Source organism: Streptomyces sp. NPDC048185 (assembly GCF_043202495.1).
Classification (GTDB): Bacteria; Actinomycetota; Actinomycetes; order Streptomycetales; family Streptomycetaceae; genus Streptomyces.
Genome location: NZ_JBIDAN010000001.1, coordinates 652,802 through 668,684, shown reverse-complemented (window position 1 = coordinate 668,684; position 15,883 = coordinate 652,802). Strand labels below are relative to the sequence as shown.

Genomic DNA, 15,883 nt, shown 5'->3' with positions numbered 1-15,883 from the left:
TCCGGTGAACCGGAGACCGCCGTTCCATGAGAAAAGCCCTCCGTCGCCGGAAAGTGCTGCGCGACTTATTGACGTGTGCGCGCTCCCACCTTACGTTCCCGTTCGAAGTTACGAGCGTGATCCGAAATATCGAACGAGTCGTGAGGGCTCTTCCCTCGCGCGCCGGTACATCACCGACAGATGGGGCAGGGCATGGGACGACCTGGCCTGGATCGCAGGCACTTTCTGGCCGCGGCGGGCGGCCTGACGGTCGCGGGCAGCTTCGGCTTCGCGGCCCTCGGCACGGGCGCCGACGCCCTGGCCTCCGACGCCGGCACACGGGTGCGCTACTGGAACCTCTTCAGCGGCGGCGACGGCTACAACATGATCGCGATGCTGGACGCCTTCCGCAGGGACAACCCCGGCATCGACGTGAAGGACTCCACCCTCCAGTGGGGCAGCCCCTTCTACACCAAGCTCGCCATGGCCGCGGCCGGCAACCGCGCACCGGACCTCGGCGTCATGCACCTGGGCCGGGTGCCCGGCTTCTCGCCCGGCCGCCTCCTCGACCCCTGGGACGTCGAGCTGCTCGCCGAGTACGGCGTACGGGAGGCGGACTTCAACCCCGCCCTGTGGAAGCGCGCCGTCGTCGACGGCAAGCTCTACGCCCTGCCGCTCGACATCCACGTCCAGCTCTGCTTCTACCGCAAGGACGTGCTGAAGAAGGCGGGCCTGCTCGGCGCCGACGGGCGGATGGTGTCGCCGACGTCGACCGACGAGTGGTTCGCCATGCTGAAGGAGGCGAGGGCGGCCACGAAGAAGGGCCTCCAGACCATCGGCCTGTGGCTCAACGACCAGAACTTCCAGTGGTGGTTCTTCGTCGCCTTCTACACCCAGCTCGGCGGCACCTGGTTCGACGACGCGAAGACCGAGGTCACCTTCGACACCGACAAGGCCACCCAGGTCCTCGAGTTCCTGCGCCGGCACATCACCGACGGCTACGCGGACCCGGGCTTCGGCGGCAACGCGGGCGCCGAACAGTTCGTCAACGGCTCCCCGTTCGTGTGGGAGGGCAACTGGTCCGTGCCGGTCTTCGACGGCGCGAAGGTCGACTACGGCGCGGTCCCGCTGCCGCCCGTCTTCGGCAGGCAGGCCACCCACGCCGAGTCGCACTCCTTCGTGCTGCCCCACCAGGCCGGCCGCGGCGGCGCCACCAACGACGGCGCGCACCGGCTCGCCGCCTACGTCGTCAGGCACGCCCGGCAGTGGGCCGCCGGCGGACACATCCCCGCGTACACGCCGACCCTGTCCACGGCCGAGTACAAGAAGCTCCAGCCCCAGAACGAGTACGTCTCCGCGATGGACCACCAGGCCACCGAGCCCAAGGTGTGGTTCGCCGGCTCCACCGGCATCCTCGCCCAGCGCGTCGGCCCGATCGTCGTCTCCTCGACGATGGGCTCCGCCAAGCCGGACGCCGCCGCCCGCCGGATGAAGAGCATGCTCGCCCAGTTGCTCGCCACCAAGAACCCGATGGACGGCCTCACCGCCGCGCAGGGAGGTGCGGTCGCATGACGACGACCAGCGCTGAGACCGTCATCCGTCCGGCACGCGCCGCGGCCGCGGCCGGCACCGCCACCGTCCGCCGCAGGCAGGGCTTCCAGCACGGCGGCTGGTTCGTCGCCCCCTTCCTCCTGCTGTTCGCCCTGTTCGTGATCTGGCCCCTGCTGCGCGGCGTGTGGCTCAGCTTCACCGACGCCAACATCTCCGGCGACGGCGCGGTCTTCATCGGCCTCGACAACTACCGCGAGGCGTTCCAGGACCCGCTGATGTGGGACGCGTTCGGTCACAGCGCCTTCTTCACCCTGCTCGTCGTGCCCTGCATCACCGTCCTCGCCTTCCTCCTCGCGATGCTCGCCCACCACATCGAGCGCGGGAAATGGCTGTGGCGGCTGTGCTTCTTCCTGCCGTTCCTGCTGCCGTCCACCGTCGCGGGCAACCTGTGGCAGTGGCTGTTCAACCCCGGCACGGGGATGATCAACCACGTCTTCGGCATCGACACCCCGTGGCTGACCGACAAGTCGTACGCCATGCTCGCCGTCGTCGTCTGCACCCTGTGGTGGACGGTCGGCTTCAGCTTCCTGCTCTACCTCGCCGCACTCCAGGGCATCCCCGCCCACCTGTACGAGGCCGCCCGGCTCGACGGCGCGGGCGCCTGGCACCGCATGGTCCACATCACCCTGCCGATGCTGCGCAACATCACCGGCCTCGTCGTCGCCCTGCAGATCCTCGCCTCGCTCCAGGTCTTCGACCAGGCCGTCGTGATGCAGGACTTCGGGCCGGGCCCCGAGGAGTCGACCCGCACCTTCGTGCAGTACACGCTCGAACAGGGCTTCACCAGCTACCGCGTGGGCTACGCCTCCGCGGTCTCCATCATCTTCTTCGTGCTCATCGCGGCCGTCGCCCTCGCACGGATGTGGCTGCTGCGCAACCGTGAGGAGGGCGGCCGATGACCACCGCCGTACCGCAGACCCGGGCCAGGCCCCGCAAGCCCTGGACGCCCAGCCAGATCGCGCTCACGCTGGCCGGCGCGGCCGTCTCCGCGGTGATCCTCTCGCCCCTCGCCTGGGCGCTGTTCACCTCCCTGAAGTCGGAGACCGAGGCCGTCGAGGTGCCGCCGCACTGGCTGCCGGAGGACTGGACCGGCCAGGCCTGGACGGCCATCTTCGAGAGCGGCAACCTCACCGACTGGTTCGTCAACTCGGTCGTCGTCTCGGTGTGCGTGACGGCCGTCGTGCTGGCCGTGAGCGCGCTGGCCGGATACGGCTTCGCCCGCACCGAGTTCCGCGGCAAGGGCGTCCTGATGGGCGTGGTGATGGCGGGGCTGATGGTCTCCCCGGCCGTGCTCGGCGTCCCGCTGTTCACGACCGTCCAGCAGATGGGGATGGTCGACACCTACTGGGGCATGATCCTGCCGCAGTGCGCGCCCGCCGCGATGGTCTACATCCTCTACAAGTTCTTCCAGGGCGTCCCGCGCGAACTGGAGGAGGCCGCCTTCATCGACGGGGCGGGCCGCTGGCGGGTCTTCTTCACCGTCGTCCTGCCGCTGTCGCGCTCCTCCCTCGCCGCGGTGGGCATCTTCACCTTCATCGCGTCGTGGAACAACTTCCTGTGGCCCTACATGGTCACCAACAACCCCGACCTGATGACCATGCCGAACGGCATCGCGACCGTCATGAACTCCTACGGCATCCAGTGGGCCCAGCTCATGGCCGGCGGACTCATGGCGGGCCTGCCGCTGATCATCGTCTTCGTCTTCTTCCAGCGCCAGATCGTGGCGGGTGTCGCGCACACCGGCCTCGCCGGCCAGTGACCGGACCGACAGGAACCCGCCGCGTGAAGCGCCTGAGACTCGCCACCGTGCTCGCCGCCGCCGTCCTGGCCTTCCTCCCGGCCACCGCGCGGGCGGACACCGCCTACCCCGACCCCGCGCCGGTCACCGGCCAGGAGATCATCCACGACCCCACGGTCGCCCGCCTGAAGTCCGGCGGCTACGTGGCCTACTCGACCGGCGGCGTCATCGGCGCCCGCACCTCGAAGGACCGCGTCCACTGGAAGGACGCCGGCAACGCCTTCGCCGAGCCGCCGAACTGGTGGTACGAGTACAACGCCACCGGCGACCCCTGGGCCCCCGACCTCTCCTACCGCGACGGCCGCTACTGGCTCCACTACGCCGTCTCCTCCTGGGGCACCAACCACTCCGCGATCGGCGTCGCCACCTCCCGCACGGGCCTGCCCGGCACCTGGACCGACCACGGCAAGGTGTTCACCTCCGACACCACCGACACCTGGAACGCCATCGACCCGGCCGTGATCCGGGCCGACGGCAGGCTGTGGATGGCGTTCGGCTCCTACTGGTCCGGCATCCGCATGGTCGAACTGGACCCGGCCACGGGCAGGGCCGTCGAGGACGCGCCGGTCCACCACCTGGCCACCCGCCCCGACGAGCCGTACGCCGTCGAGGGTCCGTACATCGTGCAACACGGCCGCCACTACTACCTGTTCGCCTCCTACGACGCGTGCTGCTCGGGCGTGGACAGCACCTACAAGATCAAGGTCGGCAGGTCGACGTCGGTCACCGGTCCGTACGTCGACAGCGCGGGCAAGCCGATGCTGGAGGGCGGCGGCGACCTTCTCCTCGCCGGCCACGGCCGCTACACCGGCCCGGGCGGCCAGTCGGTCTTCCGGGACAAGGGCCGGGACTGGCTGGCCTACCACTACTACGACGCCGAGGACGACGGCACCCCCAAGCTCGGGCTGAACGCCCTGACCTGGAAGAAGAACGGCTGGCCGGTCGTCCAGCAGGGGCGCGGGGCGGTGTCCGTGCGCGGCTCCGCCGCGTGGGCGCGACAAGCCCCCACCGAGCCACGGACGACAATGAACCCCTGAGAGGAACCCATGCGAACCGCCCGCTTCACCCTCGACCCCGCCTTCACCGTGGGCACGGTCGACCCCCGCCTCTTCGGCTCCTTCGTGGAACACCTCGGCCGCTGCGTCTACACCGGCATCCACGAGCCCGGCCACCCCACCGCGGACGCGGACGGCATCCGGCAGGACGTGCTGGAGCTGGTCCGGGAGCTCGGCGTCACCGCCGTCCGCTACCCCGGCGGGAACTTCGTCTCCGGCTACAAGTGGGAGGACTCCGTCGGCCCGGTGGAGGACCGCCCCCGCCGCCTGGACCTGGCCTGGCGCTCGACGGAGTCCAACCGCTTCGGCCTGTCCGAGTACATCTCCTTCCTCAAGAAGATCGGCCCCCGGGCCGAACCGATGATGGCGGTCAACCTCGGCACCCGCGGCGTCGCCGAGGCCCTCGAACTGCAGGAGTACGCCAACCACCCCTCCGGCACGGCCCTGTCGGACCTGCGGGCCGAGCACGGCGACAAGGACCCCTTCGGCATCAGGCTCTGGTGCCTCGGCAACGAGATGGACGGCCCCTGGCAGACCGGTCACAAGACCGCCGAGGAGTACGGCCGCCTCGCCGCCGAGACGGCCCGCGCCATGCGCCAGATCGACCCGGACGTCGAACTCGTCGCCTGCGGATCCTCCAGCCAGGCCATGGAGACCTTCGCCGAGTGGGAGGCGACGGTCCTGAAGGAGACGTACGACCTCGTCGACTACGTCTCCCTGCACGCCTACTACGAGCCGCTCGACGGCGACGTCGACTCGTTCCTGGCCTCCGCCGTGGACATGGAGTCGTTCATCGAGAACGTCGTCGCCACCTGCGACCACGTCGGCGCCCGCCTCAAGTCCAGGAAGAGGATCAACCTCTCCTTCGACGAGTGGAACGTCTGGTACATGGCCAAGACGCAGGCCGAGGTCAGCGCCCTGGACTGGCCCGAGGCGCCCCGCCTCCTCGAGGACAACTACAGCGTCATGGACGCCGTCGTCTTCGGCTCGCTCCTCATCGCCCTGCTGCGGCACGCCGACCGCGTCACCGTGGCCTGCCTCGCCCAGCTCGTCAACGTCATCGCCCCGATCATGACCGAACCGGGCGGCCCCGCCTGGCGCCAGACGACGTTCTTCCCGTTCGCCCAGGCCTCGAAGCACGGCCGCGGCGAGGTCCTCGACGTCCGGGTGGACTCCCCGACGTACGAGACGAAGAAGTACGGCGAGGCCGACCTGCTGCACGCCACCGCCGTGCGCGCCGAGGACGGCACGGTGACCGTCTTCGCCGTCAACCGCTCCCGCAGCGAACCGCTGCCGCTGGAGGTGGCGCTCGGCGGCCTCGGCCTGACCGACGTCGTGGAGCACACCGCCCTCGCGGACGCCGACCCCGACGCCCGCAACACGCTCGCCGAGCCGGAGCGGGTCGCCCCGCACCCGGTCGAGGGCACCGCCCTGGCGGACGGCAGGCTGACCGCCGTCCTGGAGCCGCTGTCCTGGAACGTGATCCGGCTCGGCTGAGCCGGGGTCAGGGCGTCCCGCGGCCGGGGGAGGCGACCGGTGTCACCGGCACCCCTCCGGCCGCGCTGCCCAGCAGGGTGAGCCGTACCGCCCCCGGCCCCGCCGGGGTGCCGCCGCCGGACAGCACCGCCAGCGCGAGGGTGTTGGCGGCGGCACGGGTGCGCAGGACCCCGTTGGGCAGGACGAGCGTGCGCCGGGCGCCCGGCCCGCCGTTGACGTGCTCGCCCATGTTCCAGCCGTTCAGGAAGACCTGGACGCGGTAGTCGCGGTCCGGGTCGTCGTCGAGGGTCAGCCCCACCGAGGCGTCGACGTCCGGCGGGACGTCCAGCCGGAACGTGGTCCGGTACCAGGTGACGCCCTGCCGCCGGTCGGCGCGCGGGAAGGACACGGACTCCCAGCCGCCGTCGTCGTACCCGGGCAGGTGCCAGCCGTTGCGCTCCCCGTACAGCCCGCCGGTGTTGAGCGGCCCGCGCACGGGGTCGGGCGCCGCCGCGCCCCGCACCCGCCAGTGCACTTCCGGCGAGACACCCCGGAAGGCGACGGACGTGAGCCCCCGGGCCCTTCGGTAGTCGTCCTGGTCGTGCTGCGTGCGCCGGACCAGGACGGACAGGACGGGGGAGTGCGGGCGCCCCTCGGACGCCTGGTCCCGCAGCCGTTCGCGCAGCCGCTGCGGCACCCGGAAACCGGCCGTGCCGGTCCACGTGCCCTTGCCGTCGTCCCCCTGCCCCGCGTCGTGGGTGCCCAGCGGCTCCCCGTCCAGCCAGGCCATGAGCATCCCCCGCGCGCCCGTGCTGTACGCGAGGGAGACGGACTCCAGGCCGGCGGCGCCGGTGAGCCGGCCCCGGTACCAGACGTCGCCGTAGTGGAAGCCGTAGTCGTCGGCGAAGAGCACGGGCTGCTCGGCGGGCACGGGCGTCGTGCTGTGCGACGTCCGGCGGTCGGCGACCGTCCAGCCCGAGTCGTCGTGACCGGGATCGGCCTCCGGGTTCTCGTCCCGGCGCCGCCAGCCGTCCAGCGACGGCAGCGACGGCTGCGTGACGCCGGGCAGCGGCCGCCTCGACCGCAGGCTCCGCGCCCGGCTGACCGACGTGGCGACCGCGCGGCCGTTCCAGGTGACGCCGGTGATGCCGCGCGGCGTCCACACCTCGAGCCCGTACGCGTCGACCATGTCACCCGTCAGCCGCACGGTGTCGCCGTCCAGGACGGCGCCGCGCAGCAGCGCCGGGCCGTACACGAGCCCCTTGCCCGACGGGGTCTCGTACGGCCACAGCCGCAGGGAGACGGCGTCGTCCGCGAAGAGCAGCAGCAGCGTGCGGTCGGAGCCGCCGCTGCGCACCCGCACCCGGGTCAGGCCGCCCGCCCCGAGCGGCACCGTGACGTGCAGCCGGTCCTCGTCGTACGCCCAGGCCGCCTCCTCGTCCAGCCGGGTGGGCCACGGCTCGTCGGGGCAGTCCAGCACGACGTGCGCCATCTCGCCGGTCCGGCCCACGAAGACGGCGATGTCCAGCCGTCCGGCACTCAGGGTCAGCATGGGCTGCACGGTGGCGTAGGCCAGCTTCCGTCCCCCGCCCAGGTCGAGCCCGGCGGTGAGCAGTCTGGCGTCCCCCGCGGGCACGGTGACCGGTACGTCCGTCCCGTCCAGCGGCAGCCTGGCCGTCACGTCCGCGGCGGAGTCGTTGCGCAGGACGTACACGTGGGCGCCGGTGTCCGGGTTGGTCAGGTGCCGCACCTGGATCCGGGCGTCGTCGGCCGGGACGGCGGGCGCCGGGTCCAGCCGCGCGAAGTCGGGGACGTGGCGCAGGAGGTGCCCGGTCTGGTGGAGCGGGGCGATCCCGTCCGTGGGCCTGCGCGCCTCGTCGAGCGCCGCCGCGGGGTCGTACGTGGGCGTGGGCGCCGACGGCGCGGCCAGCCAGCCCCACGAGGTCCCGCCGAACACCGCGCCGGCGTCGTGCAGCGTGACGCCGTGCGCGAGGTGGGTGAGGTGGACCCGCCGTGCCTCGGCCGCGTCCGCGGTTCCGTGCGCCTCCCCCCAGGCGACCGGGGTGTCGCCGTGGAGGAGGGGTACGTCGACGCCGTCCGCGCGGACCTTCTCGCGCAGGTGGCTCAGCAGGTCGCGCCGCTGGGCGTCGAGGCGGTAGAGCAGGACCGTGCCGGTGCCCCGCGTGTACTGGTGCCGGGCGGCGATGGCGTCGACGTGGGTCAGCCACTCGTCGGCGTGCCGCAGAAACGCCGGGTCGGTGGTCCGGGCATCGCCCTCGGCCGTCGTCAGCCAGCCCGGCAGACCGCCGGCGTCGACGTCCGCGCCGATGTACGGACCCGGCCGCAGGACGACGTACAGACCGGTCTCGGCGGCCGTGCGCAGGAACAGGTCCAGGTCGCGGACGCCGCTGAAGTCGTACCGCCCCGGGGCGGGGGAGTGCTGGTTCCAGGCGACGGGCACGACGACCGCGTTGAAGCCGTAGGCCCGCATCTTCTGCAGCACGTCCCGCCACAGGGAGGGGCTCGGCAGCCGGAAGGGGTGCAGCTCGCCGGCCCACAGCACGAGGCGCCGGCCGTCGACCAGCAGGGAGTGCCGGTCGAAGGCGACCCGGTGGCGCACTCCGTCGGCGCCGGGCGGCGCCGGCGGCGGACCGGTGGGGACGGGGCCGGACGCGCCGGAGGCCGGCACCGCTCCGCCGCTCACGCTGCCGCCGAGGGCGAGACCGAGGACGGTGGTGCCCGCGAGGGCGCTGAAAACTCGTCTGCTGAGCTCCAAGGGAGCCTCTCCTGATTGCCTGTACCGCTGGTGCCGGTGGGTCCCCCGGGTCACCTGTGCCGGGCCCATTGTCCACAACGCCCCGCACAATGGACGCATGAGGATCTCGGCACGGGCGGACTACGCGGTACGGGCGGTCCTGGAGCTCGCCGTGCGGCAGGACGACTGCCCCGTGAAGGCGGAAGCGGTCGCCACCGCCCAGGACATCCCGCACAAGTTCCTGGAGGGCATCCTCGGAGACCTGCGCCGGGGCGGCATCGTCGAGAGCCGGCGCGGCGGGGGCGGCGGGTACCGGCTGGCCCGCGAGGCGGCCGAGGTCACGGTGGCGGACGTCATCCGGGCGGTGGACGGCCCGATCGTCTCGGTGCGCGGCGAGCGGCCGACGGGGCTCGTGTACACGGGCACGGCCGGGCCGCTGCTGCCCCTGTGGGTGGCGCTGCGCGCCAATGTCCGCCGGATCCTGGAGGGCGTGACCATCGCGGACCTCGCAGCGGACGCGCTGCCGGACCCGGTGCGTGAGCTGGCGGCGGAACCGGCGGCGTGGGAGAACCCGTAGGGAACCGGGGGCTCACGGCCCGGGGCTTGCGGCTTTCGGCCACCGGCTCGGTCATCGGCCTTTGGCCGGAGTGCCACCTGTCCGGGGCGGGCGGGGGCCGCATACGATGCCTCCGCTTGTGCATGTCATGCACACGACTATCACATGGCACGCACATTCAACCAACGCCACCCCCCACTGACCGGATGGGAGACCCATGGCCACCGGCCTGCTCCTGAGCGGCACGATCGCCGCGCTCCTCACCTCCGCGCTGCCCGCGCAGCACCAGCCCTCCGGCGGGTTCGAGGACCCGCCCCCGGACAAGATCGTCATCAAGGTCGCCACGGTGAACGGCTCGGGCTGCCCCCAGGGCACGGCCGCCGTCGCCGTCTCCGAGGACAACACGGCTTTCACCGTCACCTACAGCGACTACCTGGCCCAGGCCGGCGGCGACTCGGCACCCACCGCGTACCGCAGGAACTGCCAGCTCAACCTGCTCGTGCACGTCCCGCAGGGCTTCACCTACGCCGTCGCCAGCGCGGACTACCGCGGTTTCGCCGCGCTCCAGCCGGGGGCCAAGGGCACCCAGCGGGCCTCGTACTACTTCCAGGGCTCCCCGAACACGGAGTACCGCACCCACCCCTTCAGCGGCCCCTACGACGACAACTGGCAGGCCACGGACTCCACCGACTGGGCCCAACTGGTCTGGGCCCCCTGCGGAGTCCAGCGCAACTTCAACATCAACACGGAGCTGCGCGTGAGCGCCGGGACGGACGCGGACCAGGTCAGCTTCATGACGATGGACTCCACGGACGGTGACATCAGCACGGTGTACCACCTGGCGTGGAAGGAGTGTCCGGAGTCCTGACCCGGGCGACGGGGCACTCGGCCCTCAGGGACGGCACAGGAGCGGTCTGTCCAGCTCCGCGCAGGGCCGGTGGCCCTTGGAGCGGATGACGTCCTTGCCGACCTCGTCGGCGAGGTAGCGCAGGAAGCCCGCGGCGACCGAGTCCGCCGGGGGCTCCCCGTAGGTGTAGGCGATCTCGGTCTCCCAGTACGGATACGCGCCCTCGTCGGCGCCCTCGAGGGTCGCCGGATAGCCGTCGATGCGGACCGGCCGTACGTCGTCGCGGGCGGCGGCGGCGCCGACCTCGCTGTGGCCGAGGGCACCGGGTGTGGCGGCCACGGTTTCCAGCAGGGCCGGTGTGCCGCCGACCTCGCAGCGGCCCGGCTTCTTCGGGTCCAGGCTGCTGCAGTCGTTGGCGGTGGTGGCGAGCAGCGGCCTGCCGTCCAGCACCTGCTTCTGCAGCGTGGTCCGGGTGCCGGAGCCGGGGTTGCGGCTGACGAGCTGGATGGGCAGGTTGCTGCCCCTGACCTGCCTCCAGTTGGTGATCTCGCCCGCGTAGATGCGTCGCACCTGATCCAGCGACAGGTCGCGGACCCCGGCGTCCCTGTTCACCACGAGCGTGAACAGGGACAGGGCGACGGGTCTGGGCAGCAGCTGGGCGCGGCCGTCGGACTTGGGGCCGTCGCTGAAGGACAGCCGGTCGCCCAGACCCTCCGTGGGCGCCGCCTTCCGGCCTGCCGCCGCCAGGGCGTCCAGACCGGGGACGCTGCCCTCGAAGGAGTCGTCGGTCAGCGGTATCCGGGCGTCGGGACAGGTCTTCGTGTACTGCCTCGCCGCCTCTTCCAGGACCGGCCGGAACGCGGTGGAGCCCGACAGGTACAGCGTCCCGGCGGCGCAGTCCAGCGGTGCCGCCCGACGGTCGTCGTCCCGGGCGAAGGAGGACACGGACTGGGCGGCGCTCACCAGGACGAGGACGGCGAGCAGCCAGCGGACCGGCCGCGAGGCGAAGGGGTAGTACTCGGTCCGCTTGATGGACCCGCCGCGCACCCCGCCGACGACGCCCGCGGTGACCTCCGGGTCGGGGAAGTCGGCGTCGGTGAACTCCGGCACGCGGTCCAGGACCGCCAGCACCTTGTAGTGCGCCCGGCGGTTGAGCTTCACCTTGGGCAGCCTGATGACACCGTCGGTGGACCCGAGGCCCGGCGATCCCGGTGCGAAGAAGTCGCGCAGCACGGTGTGGCTGCACTCCGTCACGACCATCCCGACCACACGGCGGCCCGGGAACGCCACGCGTATGCCCACCGGGTCGTTGGCGGGTGCCACGTAGTCGTCCTCGACGATCGGGGTCCAGCCGACGTTCTCGATGCGCAGCAGGACGACCGACGGGTCGCGCAGCACGGTGCCGTCCCACTGCAGCCGCCGCAGTATCCCGGCCGCCGGGCCGGACGACGTGGCCGAGTCCCGGGCGGTGGTGTCCATCTGCACGCGGTAGCCGAGCCGTTTGCGGCCCGCGAGGAAGAACTCCCACAGGGCGGCGGTCACGGGCACGGCGAGGCCGAGCACGGCGATCGCCGACTCCCACGTAACACCGTTCATCACCGGCTCCAGGGGCAGGGCGGGCGGACAGAGGGAGGCCATGGTGACCCGGGGGAGGGCCGGGCGGCGGGGGATGCGCCGACCGTCCGTCGCGCATTCACCGGTGTGTCACCCGTGGCCCGCGGTGTTTTCCGGACGTTGGTTGCGGTTGCTGCGCGGGCCGTTGACGCGCAAAGGGTTCGATTCTACGTTCCCGTCCGACAAGACGATCGGCGTTCGACATGAAGAACAGGAGTCCCTCACGTGAGCCGCAAGCGAACCGCACTCCTCGCCCTCCCCGCCGCCGCCCTGCTCGCCCTCCTCCCGACCACGGCGTCGGCCTACCCGAACCCCGGCCGGGTCACCGGCTCCGTCGTCACGCACGACCCGACGATGATCCGCACCGCGTCCGGGCAGTACCGGCTCTACGCCACCGGCGGCGGCATCAGCAGCAAGGCGTCCACCGACCGCACCGCCTTCTCCGCCGGCGCGGACGCCTTCGGCACCCGGCCCGGCTGGTGGTCCCGGTACTCCTCCGTCCCGGAGGCCTGGGCGCCGGACATCTCGTACCACGGCGGCAAGTACCTGATGTACTACTCCGTCTCGAAGTTCGGCACCAACACCTCGGCCATCGGCCTCGCGGGCTCCACCACCGGGCAGCCGGGCAGCTGGAGCGACTACGGCATCGTCCTCACCTCGAACGCGTCCAGCGACCACAACGCCATCGACCCCAACCTCTTCGTCGACGACGACGGCAAGTGGTGGCTGTCCTTCGGCAGCTGGTGGACCGGGATCAAGATGATCCGGATCGACCCGGCCACCGGCAAGCAGCTCGCCTCGGACACCGCCCGCCGCTCCCTCGCCTCCCGCCCGACCGGCACCAAGGCCGTCGAGGCCCCGTACGTCGTCAAGCGGAACGGGTACTACTACCTCTTCGCCTCGTACGACACCTGCTGCGCCGGCACCAGCTCCACGTACAAGGTCAAGGTGGGCCGGGCGAGCAGCGTCACCGGGCCCTACTACGACAGGAACGGCGTCTCGCTGATGAACAACGGAGGGACGCCCGTGCTCGAGTCGCACGGAAGCGTCATCGGCCCCGGCGGACAGTCGATCATGAACGACGTCGACGGCGACCTGATCGTCTACCACTACTACGACGGCGACGACAACGGGACGCCCAAGCTCGGCATCAACCTGCTGGACTGGAGCAGCGGCTGGCCCGTCGCCCGTTGAGCGCCGGCGGTCAGCCCGTGCGGCCCATTCCCGCCGCGTTCGGCCAGGCCCGCGGTCCCGGCCGGCCCGCCGCCGGGACCGGGTCGAGGCCGTCGGTGCCCCGGACCTGGGCGGCCGTGAGACCCCCGCGGGCCGGGACACCGGGCGGGGTGGGGCCGGTGGGCACCGGGTGACCGGGCGCCGCGGCGGCCGGCGCCGGGGCGGGCACGGGTGCCGGTACGGGCGTGGGCTGCGGGACGGGTTCGGGGTAGGGGGCCGGCACCGGGCCGGGGACCGGCACCGGTTGCGGATACGGCGCGGCAGGCTGGGGGAACGGCGTCGGCTCCGGATACGGCGTGGCCGGCTGGGGGAACGGTGTCGGCTGCGGGGTCTGGCCAGGTGCCGTCGGCACCGGCATCGAGCCGGGGGCCGTCGCCGCGGGGGCGACGGGCACCGCGGCGGGGAGCGGCATGCCGGTGCCGACGGCCGGAGCGGCGAGCTGCCGCAGGCCGGCCCCGTTGGTCTCGCTCATCAGGCGGTCCACCGCCGCCGTGCCCGAGCTGTAGCCGGTCCCTGTGGCGGGCCCGGGCACGGCGGCTCCCCTCCCGGTCCCGTAGAGCACCTGTTCCAGGCCGGACACCAGGCGGCGCACGTCCACCTGGGGGCGCACCACGAGACGCAGGAAGCGGCTGGAGGACCCGATCTTGTTGCCGCACTCGCGGACCAGGATCCGGTGCTCGGTGAGCATGCGGTCCCGGACGACGGTGCCCTCCGCGCCCACGGGGAGGCGGACGAAGAGGAAGTTGCCCTGGGAGGGATACACGGTCAGGCCGGGCAGCGCCGACAGCCGGGCGGCCATCTCCAGGCGGTCGCGGCGGACCTGGTGCAGGCTCTGCGCGTACTCGGGTCCGTGGTCGCGCAGCATGAACACCACGTGCTCGGCGAAGGAGTTGAGGTTCCACTTGGGGAGCATCGCGCGCACCCGCCCGGCGAGCGCGGGGTTGGCGACCAGGTAGCCGAACCGGATGCCGTGCAGCCCGAAGTTCTTGCCGAGGCTGCGCAGGACGACGACGTTGGGCCGCAGCATCGCCTCCTGGACCACGCTGGGCTCGGCCTCCGCGTCGGCGAACTCCAGGAACGACTCGTCGATCACCACCAGGTCCCGGTCGGCCATCGCGTCCATGAACTGCACGAGCGCCTGCCTGTGCAGATAGCCGCCGTCGGGGTTGTTGGGGTTGCAGACCACCACCGCCCGCGTCCCCCTGGCCCGGACGAACTCGGCGTACCGGGCGAGGTCGAGGGCGAAGCCGCCGGCCTCCTGGAGGGGGAACATGTCGACCCGCTTGCCGGTCTCCATCGGCTGGTCGGTCCAGCGGCCGAAGGTGGGGACGGGGACGGCGAGGGAGTCGCGGACCAGGAGGTGGTCGAGCCAGGTGATCAGCTCGGTGGAGCCGTTGCCCATCGCCACGCACTGCGGCGGGAGCTGGAGCAGGCCGCACAGCTCGGCGGTGATGGTGTCGGCGCTGCTCGGGTAGTACGTGACGATCTCGCGCAGCCGGCCGGCCATCTCCTCGAACATCGCCGGGGTGGGGAAGTACGGGTTGCAGGGGATGCAGAAGTCCACCGGCCCCGCGCCCGCCCCGTCGCCGCTCTCCCGCGTCAGCGCCGCCATCGAGGGGCTGTGCGCCGCGGTGCTGCGGAACAGCGAGGTGACGTTGCCGGACAAGGGGACCTCCGTCGGTGGGCGGCCCGCGCGGGGGAGCGCGGGCCGCTCTCACATACGGAGACGGACGGGACGCCGTTCAACCCGTGTGAAGAAAGTGTGTCTTCCGCACGGCGTGACGCGTGACGGCGGCACGCGTCAGGACCTCACGCCTCGAACGAGTGCACCGTCGTCGTCCGGTACGTCTGCCCCGGCCGCAGCACGGTCGACGGGAACGAAGGGTGGTTCGGCGAGTCCGGGAAGTGCTGGGTCTCCAGGCACAGCGCGTCACCCTGCCGGTAGACGGAGCCGCCGGGGCCGGTCAGGGTGCCGTCGAGGAAGTTGCCCGAGTAGAACTGGAGGCCCGGCTGGTCGGTGGCGATGCGCAGGGTGCGGCCGGAGGCCCCGTCGCGCAGGGTGACGACGTGCTCGGGGCGGTCGGTGATGCCCTTGTCCAGCACCCAGTTGTGGTCGAAGCCCTTGGCGGTGACCAGCTGCGGGTGCCCCTCCCGGATGTCCCGGCCGATCGGCTTGGCGCGGCGGAAGTCGAACGGGGTGCCCGCGACCTTCGCCAGCTCGCCGGTGGGGATCAGCCCGGCGTCGGTGGGCGTGAACCGGGAGGCGGCGATCGACAGCTCGTGGTCCTCGATCGTGCCGCTGCCCTCGCCGGCCAGGTTCCAGTAGACGTGGCTGGTGAGGTTGACGACGGTGGCCTTGTCGGTGGTGGCCTCGTAGTCGATGCGCCACTCGCCGCGCCGGGTGAGCGTGTACGTCACCGTCGCCCTGAGCGTGCCCGGGTAGCCCATCTCGCCGTCGACGCTGGTGTAGTGCAGGACCAGGCCCACGTCGGAGCCGCGGGTGAACGGCTCGACGTCCCACACCCGGTAGTCGAAGCCCAGGGCGCCGCCGTGCAGGGAGTTCTCGCCGTCGTTCACGGAGAGCTGGTACTGCTTGCCGTCCAGGGTGAAGCGGCCCTTGGCGATGCGGTTGCCGTACCGCCCGATCAGGGCGCCGAAGTGCGGGCTGCGGGCCACGTAGTCGTCGAGGTTGTCGAAGCCCAGCGAGACGTTCTCGTACCGGCCCCGGCGGTCGGGTATCTCCAGGGACTGCACGACGCCGCCGTACGACAGCACCTTCATCCGCGTGCCGCCGTTCTCCAGCGACCACCGGTACACCTTCGTGCCGTCGGCGAGCTTGCCGAAGAGCTCCTTCACCGGCTTCCTGCCTCCCGTGGCGTGTGCCGTGCCGCCGAGCGTGGTGGCGGCGATGCCCGCGGCCGCGGCGGATGCCATGACCGTGCGTCTGCTCAGTTCCATT

12 protein-coding genes are annotated in these 15,883 nt (G+C 72.0%); 8 read left to right on the top strand and 4 right to left on the bottom strand.

Features of this window, described 5'->3' with window-relative positions; translation table 11 throughout:
* Window positions 1–192 precede the first annotated feature (192 nt).
* Genes ACGF3H_RS03080 through ACGF3H_RS03060 form a run of 5 tightly spaced genes read left to right on the top strand, consistent with a single transcriptional unit; the run spans window position 193 to window position 5,940 of the window.
* Complete coding sequence (locus tag ACGF3H_RS03080) at window positions 193–1,551, top strand: extracellular solute-binding protein (protein ID WP_362488564.1); 1,359 nt, start codon at window positions 193–195, stop codon at window positions 1,549–1,551.
* Window positions 1,548–2,489, top strand: coding sequence for a sugar ABC transporter permease (locus tag ACGF3H_RS03075; RefSeq protein ID WP_362488562.1), 942 nt, complete (start codon window positions 1,548–1,550; stop codon window positions 2,487–2,489). Before ACGF3H_RS03080 ends, ACGF3H_RS03075 begins: the two co-directional genes overlap by 4 nt.
* Complete coding sequence (locus tag ACGF3H_RS03070) at window positions 2,486–3,349, top strand: carbohydrate ABC transporter permease (protein WP_362488560.1); 864 nt, start codon at window positions 2,486–2,488, stop codon at window positions 3,347–3,349. The genes ACGF3H_RS03075 and ACGF3H_RS03070 overlap by 4 nt, the downstream gene beginning before the upstream one ends.
* 23 nt (window positions 3,350–3,372) lie before the next feature.
* Window positions 3,373–4,425 (top strand): arabinan endo-1,5-alpha-L-arabinosidase, encoded by a 1,053-nt coding sequence (locus ACGF3H_RS03065; protein ID WP_362488557.1) that lies wholly within the window; start codon window positions 3,373–3,375, stop codon window positions 4,423–4,425.
* A 9-nt stretch (window positions 4,426–4,434) separates the two neighbouring features.
* Window positions 4,435–5,940 (top strand): alpha-N-arabinofuranosidase, encoded by a 1,506-nt coding sequence (locus ACGF3H_RS03060; RefSeq protein ID WP_362488555.1) that lies wholly within the window; start codon window positions 4,435–4,437, stop codon window positions 5,938–5,940.
* A 7-nt stretch (window positions 5,941–5,947) separates the two neighbouring features.
* On the opposite strand, the gene ACGF3H_RS03055 is transcribed toward ACGF3H_RS03060, so the two are convergent.
* Window positions 5,948–8,695 carry a beta-galactosidase gene (locus tag ACGF3H_RS03055; RefSeq protein WP_362488553.1) on the bottom strand — a complete coding sequence of 916 codons (2,748 nt, stop codon included), beginning with the start codon at window positions 8,693–8,695 and terminating at the stop codon, window positions 5,948–5,950.
* Between the two features lie 97 nt (window positions 8,696–8,792).
* Here ACGF3H_RS03055 and ACGF3H_RS03050 point away from each other — a divergent pair, with 97 nt between their 5' ends.
* Both ACGF3H_RS03050 and ACGF3H_RS03045 read left to right on the top strand, forming a co-directional pair.
* Complete coding sequence (locus ACGF3H_RS03050) at window positions 8,793–9,251, top strand: Rrf2 family transcriptional regulator (RefSeq protein ID WP_318218418.1); 459 nt, start codon at window positions 8,793–8,795, stop codon at window positions 9,249–9,251.
* Window positions 9,252–9,447: 196 nt separating this feature from the next.
* The gene (locus ACGF3H_RS03045) at window positions 9,448–10,098 is read left to right on the top strand and encodes a DUF4360 domain-containing protein (RefSeq protein ID WP_362488550.1); all 651 of its coding nucleotides are present in this window, start codon (window positions 9,448–9,450) and stop codon (window positions 10,096–10,098) included.
* A gap of 24 nt (window positions 10,099–10,122) precedes the next feature.
* On the opposite strand, the gene ACGF3H_RS03040 is transcribed toward ACGF3H_RS03045, so the two are convergent.
* Window positions 10,123–11,673 (bottom strand): substrate-binding domain-containing protein, encoded by a 1,551-nt coding sequence (locus ACGF3H_RS03040; protein ID WP_362488548.1) that lies wholly within the window; start codon window positions 11,671–11,673, stop codon window positions 10,123–10,125.
* A gap of 243 nt (window positions 11,674–11,916) precedes the next feature.
* Between ACGF3H_RS03040 and ACGF3H_RS03035 the strand changes: the two genes are divergently transcribed.
* Window positions 11,917–12,885 (top strand): arabinan endo-1,5-alpha-L-arabinosidase, encoded by a 969-nt coding sequence (locus ACGF3H_RS03035; RefSeq protein WP_362488546.1) that lies wholly within the window; start codon window positions 11,917–11,919, stop codon window positions 12,883–12,885.
* Between the two features lie 10 nt (window positions 12,886–12,895).
* Here ACGF3H_RS03035 and ACGF3H_RS03030 read toward each other — a convergent pair whose 3' ends face one another.
* Together ACGF3H_RS03030 and ACGF3H_RS03025 are read right to left on the bottom strand one after the other, a co-directional pair.
* Window positions 12,896–14,590, bottom strand: a complete 1,695-nt coding sequence (locus ACGF3H_RS03030) for a histidinol-phosphate transaminase (protein ID WP_362488544.1) — start codon at window positions 14,588–14,590, stop codon at window positions 12,896–12,898.
* A gap of 143 nt (window positions 14,591–14,733) precedes the next feature.
* Window positions 14,734–15,882, bottom strand: coding sequence for an aldose epimerase family protein (locus ACGF3H_RS03025; protein WP_362488542.1), 1,149 nt, complete (start codon window positions 15,880–15,882; stop codon window positions 14,734–14,736).
* Window position 15,883: the final 1 nt, after the last annotated feature.

What these genes read in the sequence shown, in the direction of transcription:
- ACGF3H_RS03080 (WP_362488564.1), top strand. Translation starts at nt 193, where the DNA reads ATGGGACGACCTGGCCTGGATCGCAGGCACTTTCTGGCCGCGGCGGGC.
- ACGF3H_RS03075 (WP_362488562.1), top strand. Translation starts at nt 1,548, where the DNA reads ATGACGACGACCAGCGCTGAGACCGTCATCCGTCCGGCACGCGCCGCG.
- ACGF3H_RS03070 (WP_362488560.1), top strand. Translation starts at nt 2,486, where the DNA reads ATGACCACCGCCGTACCGCAGACCCGGGCCAGGCCCCGCAAGCCCTGG.
- ACGF3H_RS03060 (WP_362488555.1), top strand. Translation starts at nt 4,435, where the DNA reads ATGCGAACCGCCCGCTTCACCCTCGACCCCGCCTTCACCGTGGGCACG.
- ACGF3H_RS03050 (WP_318218418.1), top strand. Translation starts at nt 8,793, where the DNA reads ATGAGGATCTCGGCACGGGCGGACTACGCGGTACGGGCGGTCCTGGAG.
- ACGF3H_RS03045 (WP_362488550.1), top strand. Translation starts at nt 9,448, where the DNA reads ATGGCCACCGGCCTGCTCCTGAGCGGCACGATCGCCGCGCTCCTCACC.
- ACGF3H_RS03040 (WP_362488548.1), bottom strand. Translation starts at nt 11,673, where the DNA reads ATGAACGGTGTTACGTGGGAGTCGGCGATCGCCGTGCTCGGCCTCGCC.
- ACGF3H_RS03025 (WP_362488542.1), bottom strand. Translation starts at nt 15,882, where the DNA reads ATGGAACTGAGCAGACGCACGGTCATGGCATCCGCCGCGGCCGCGGGC.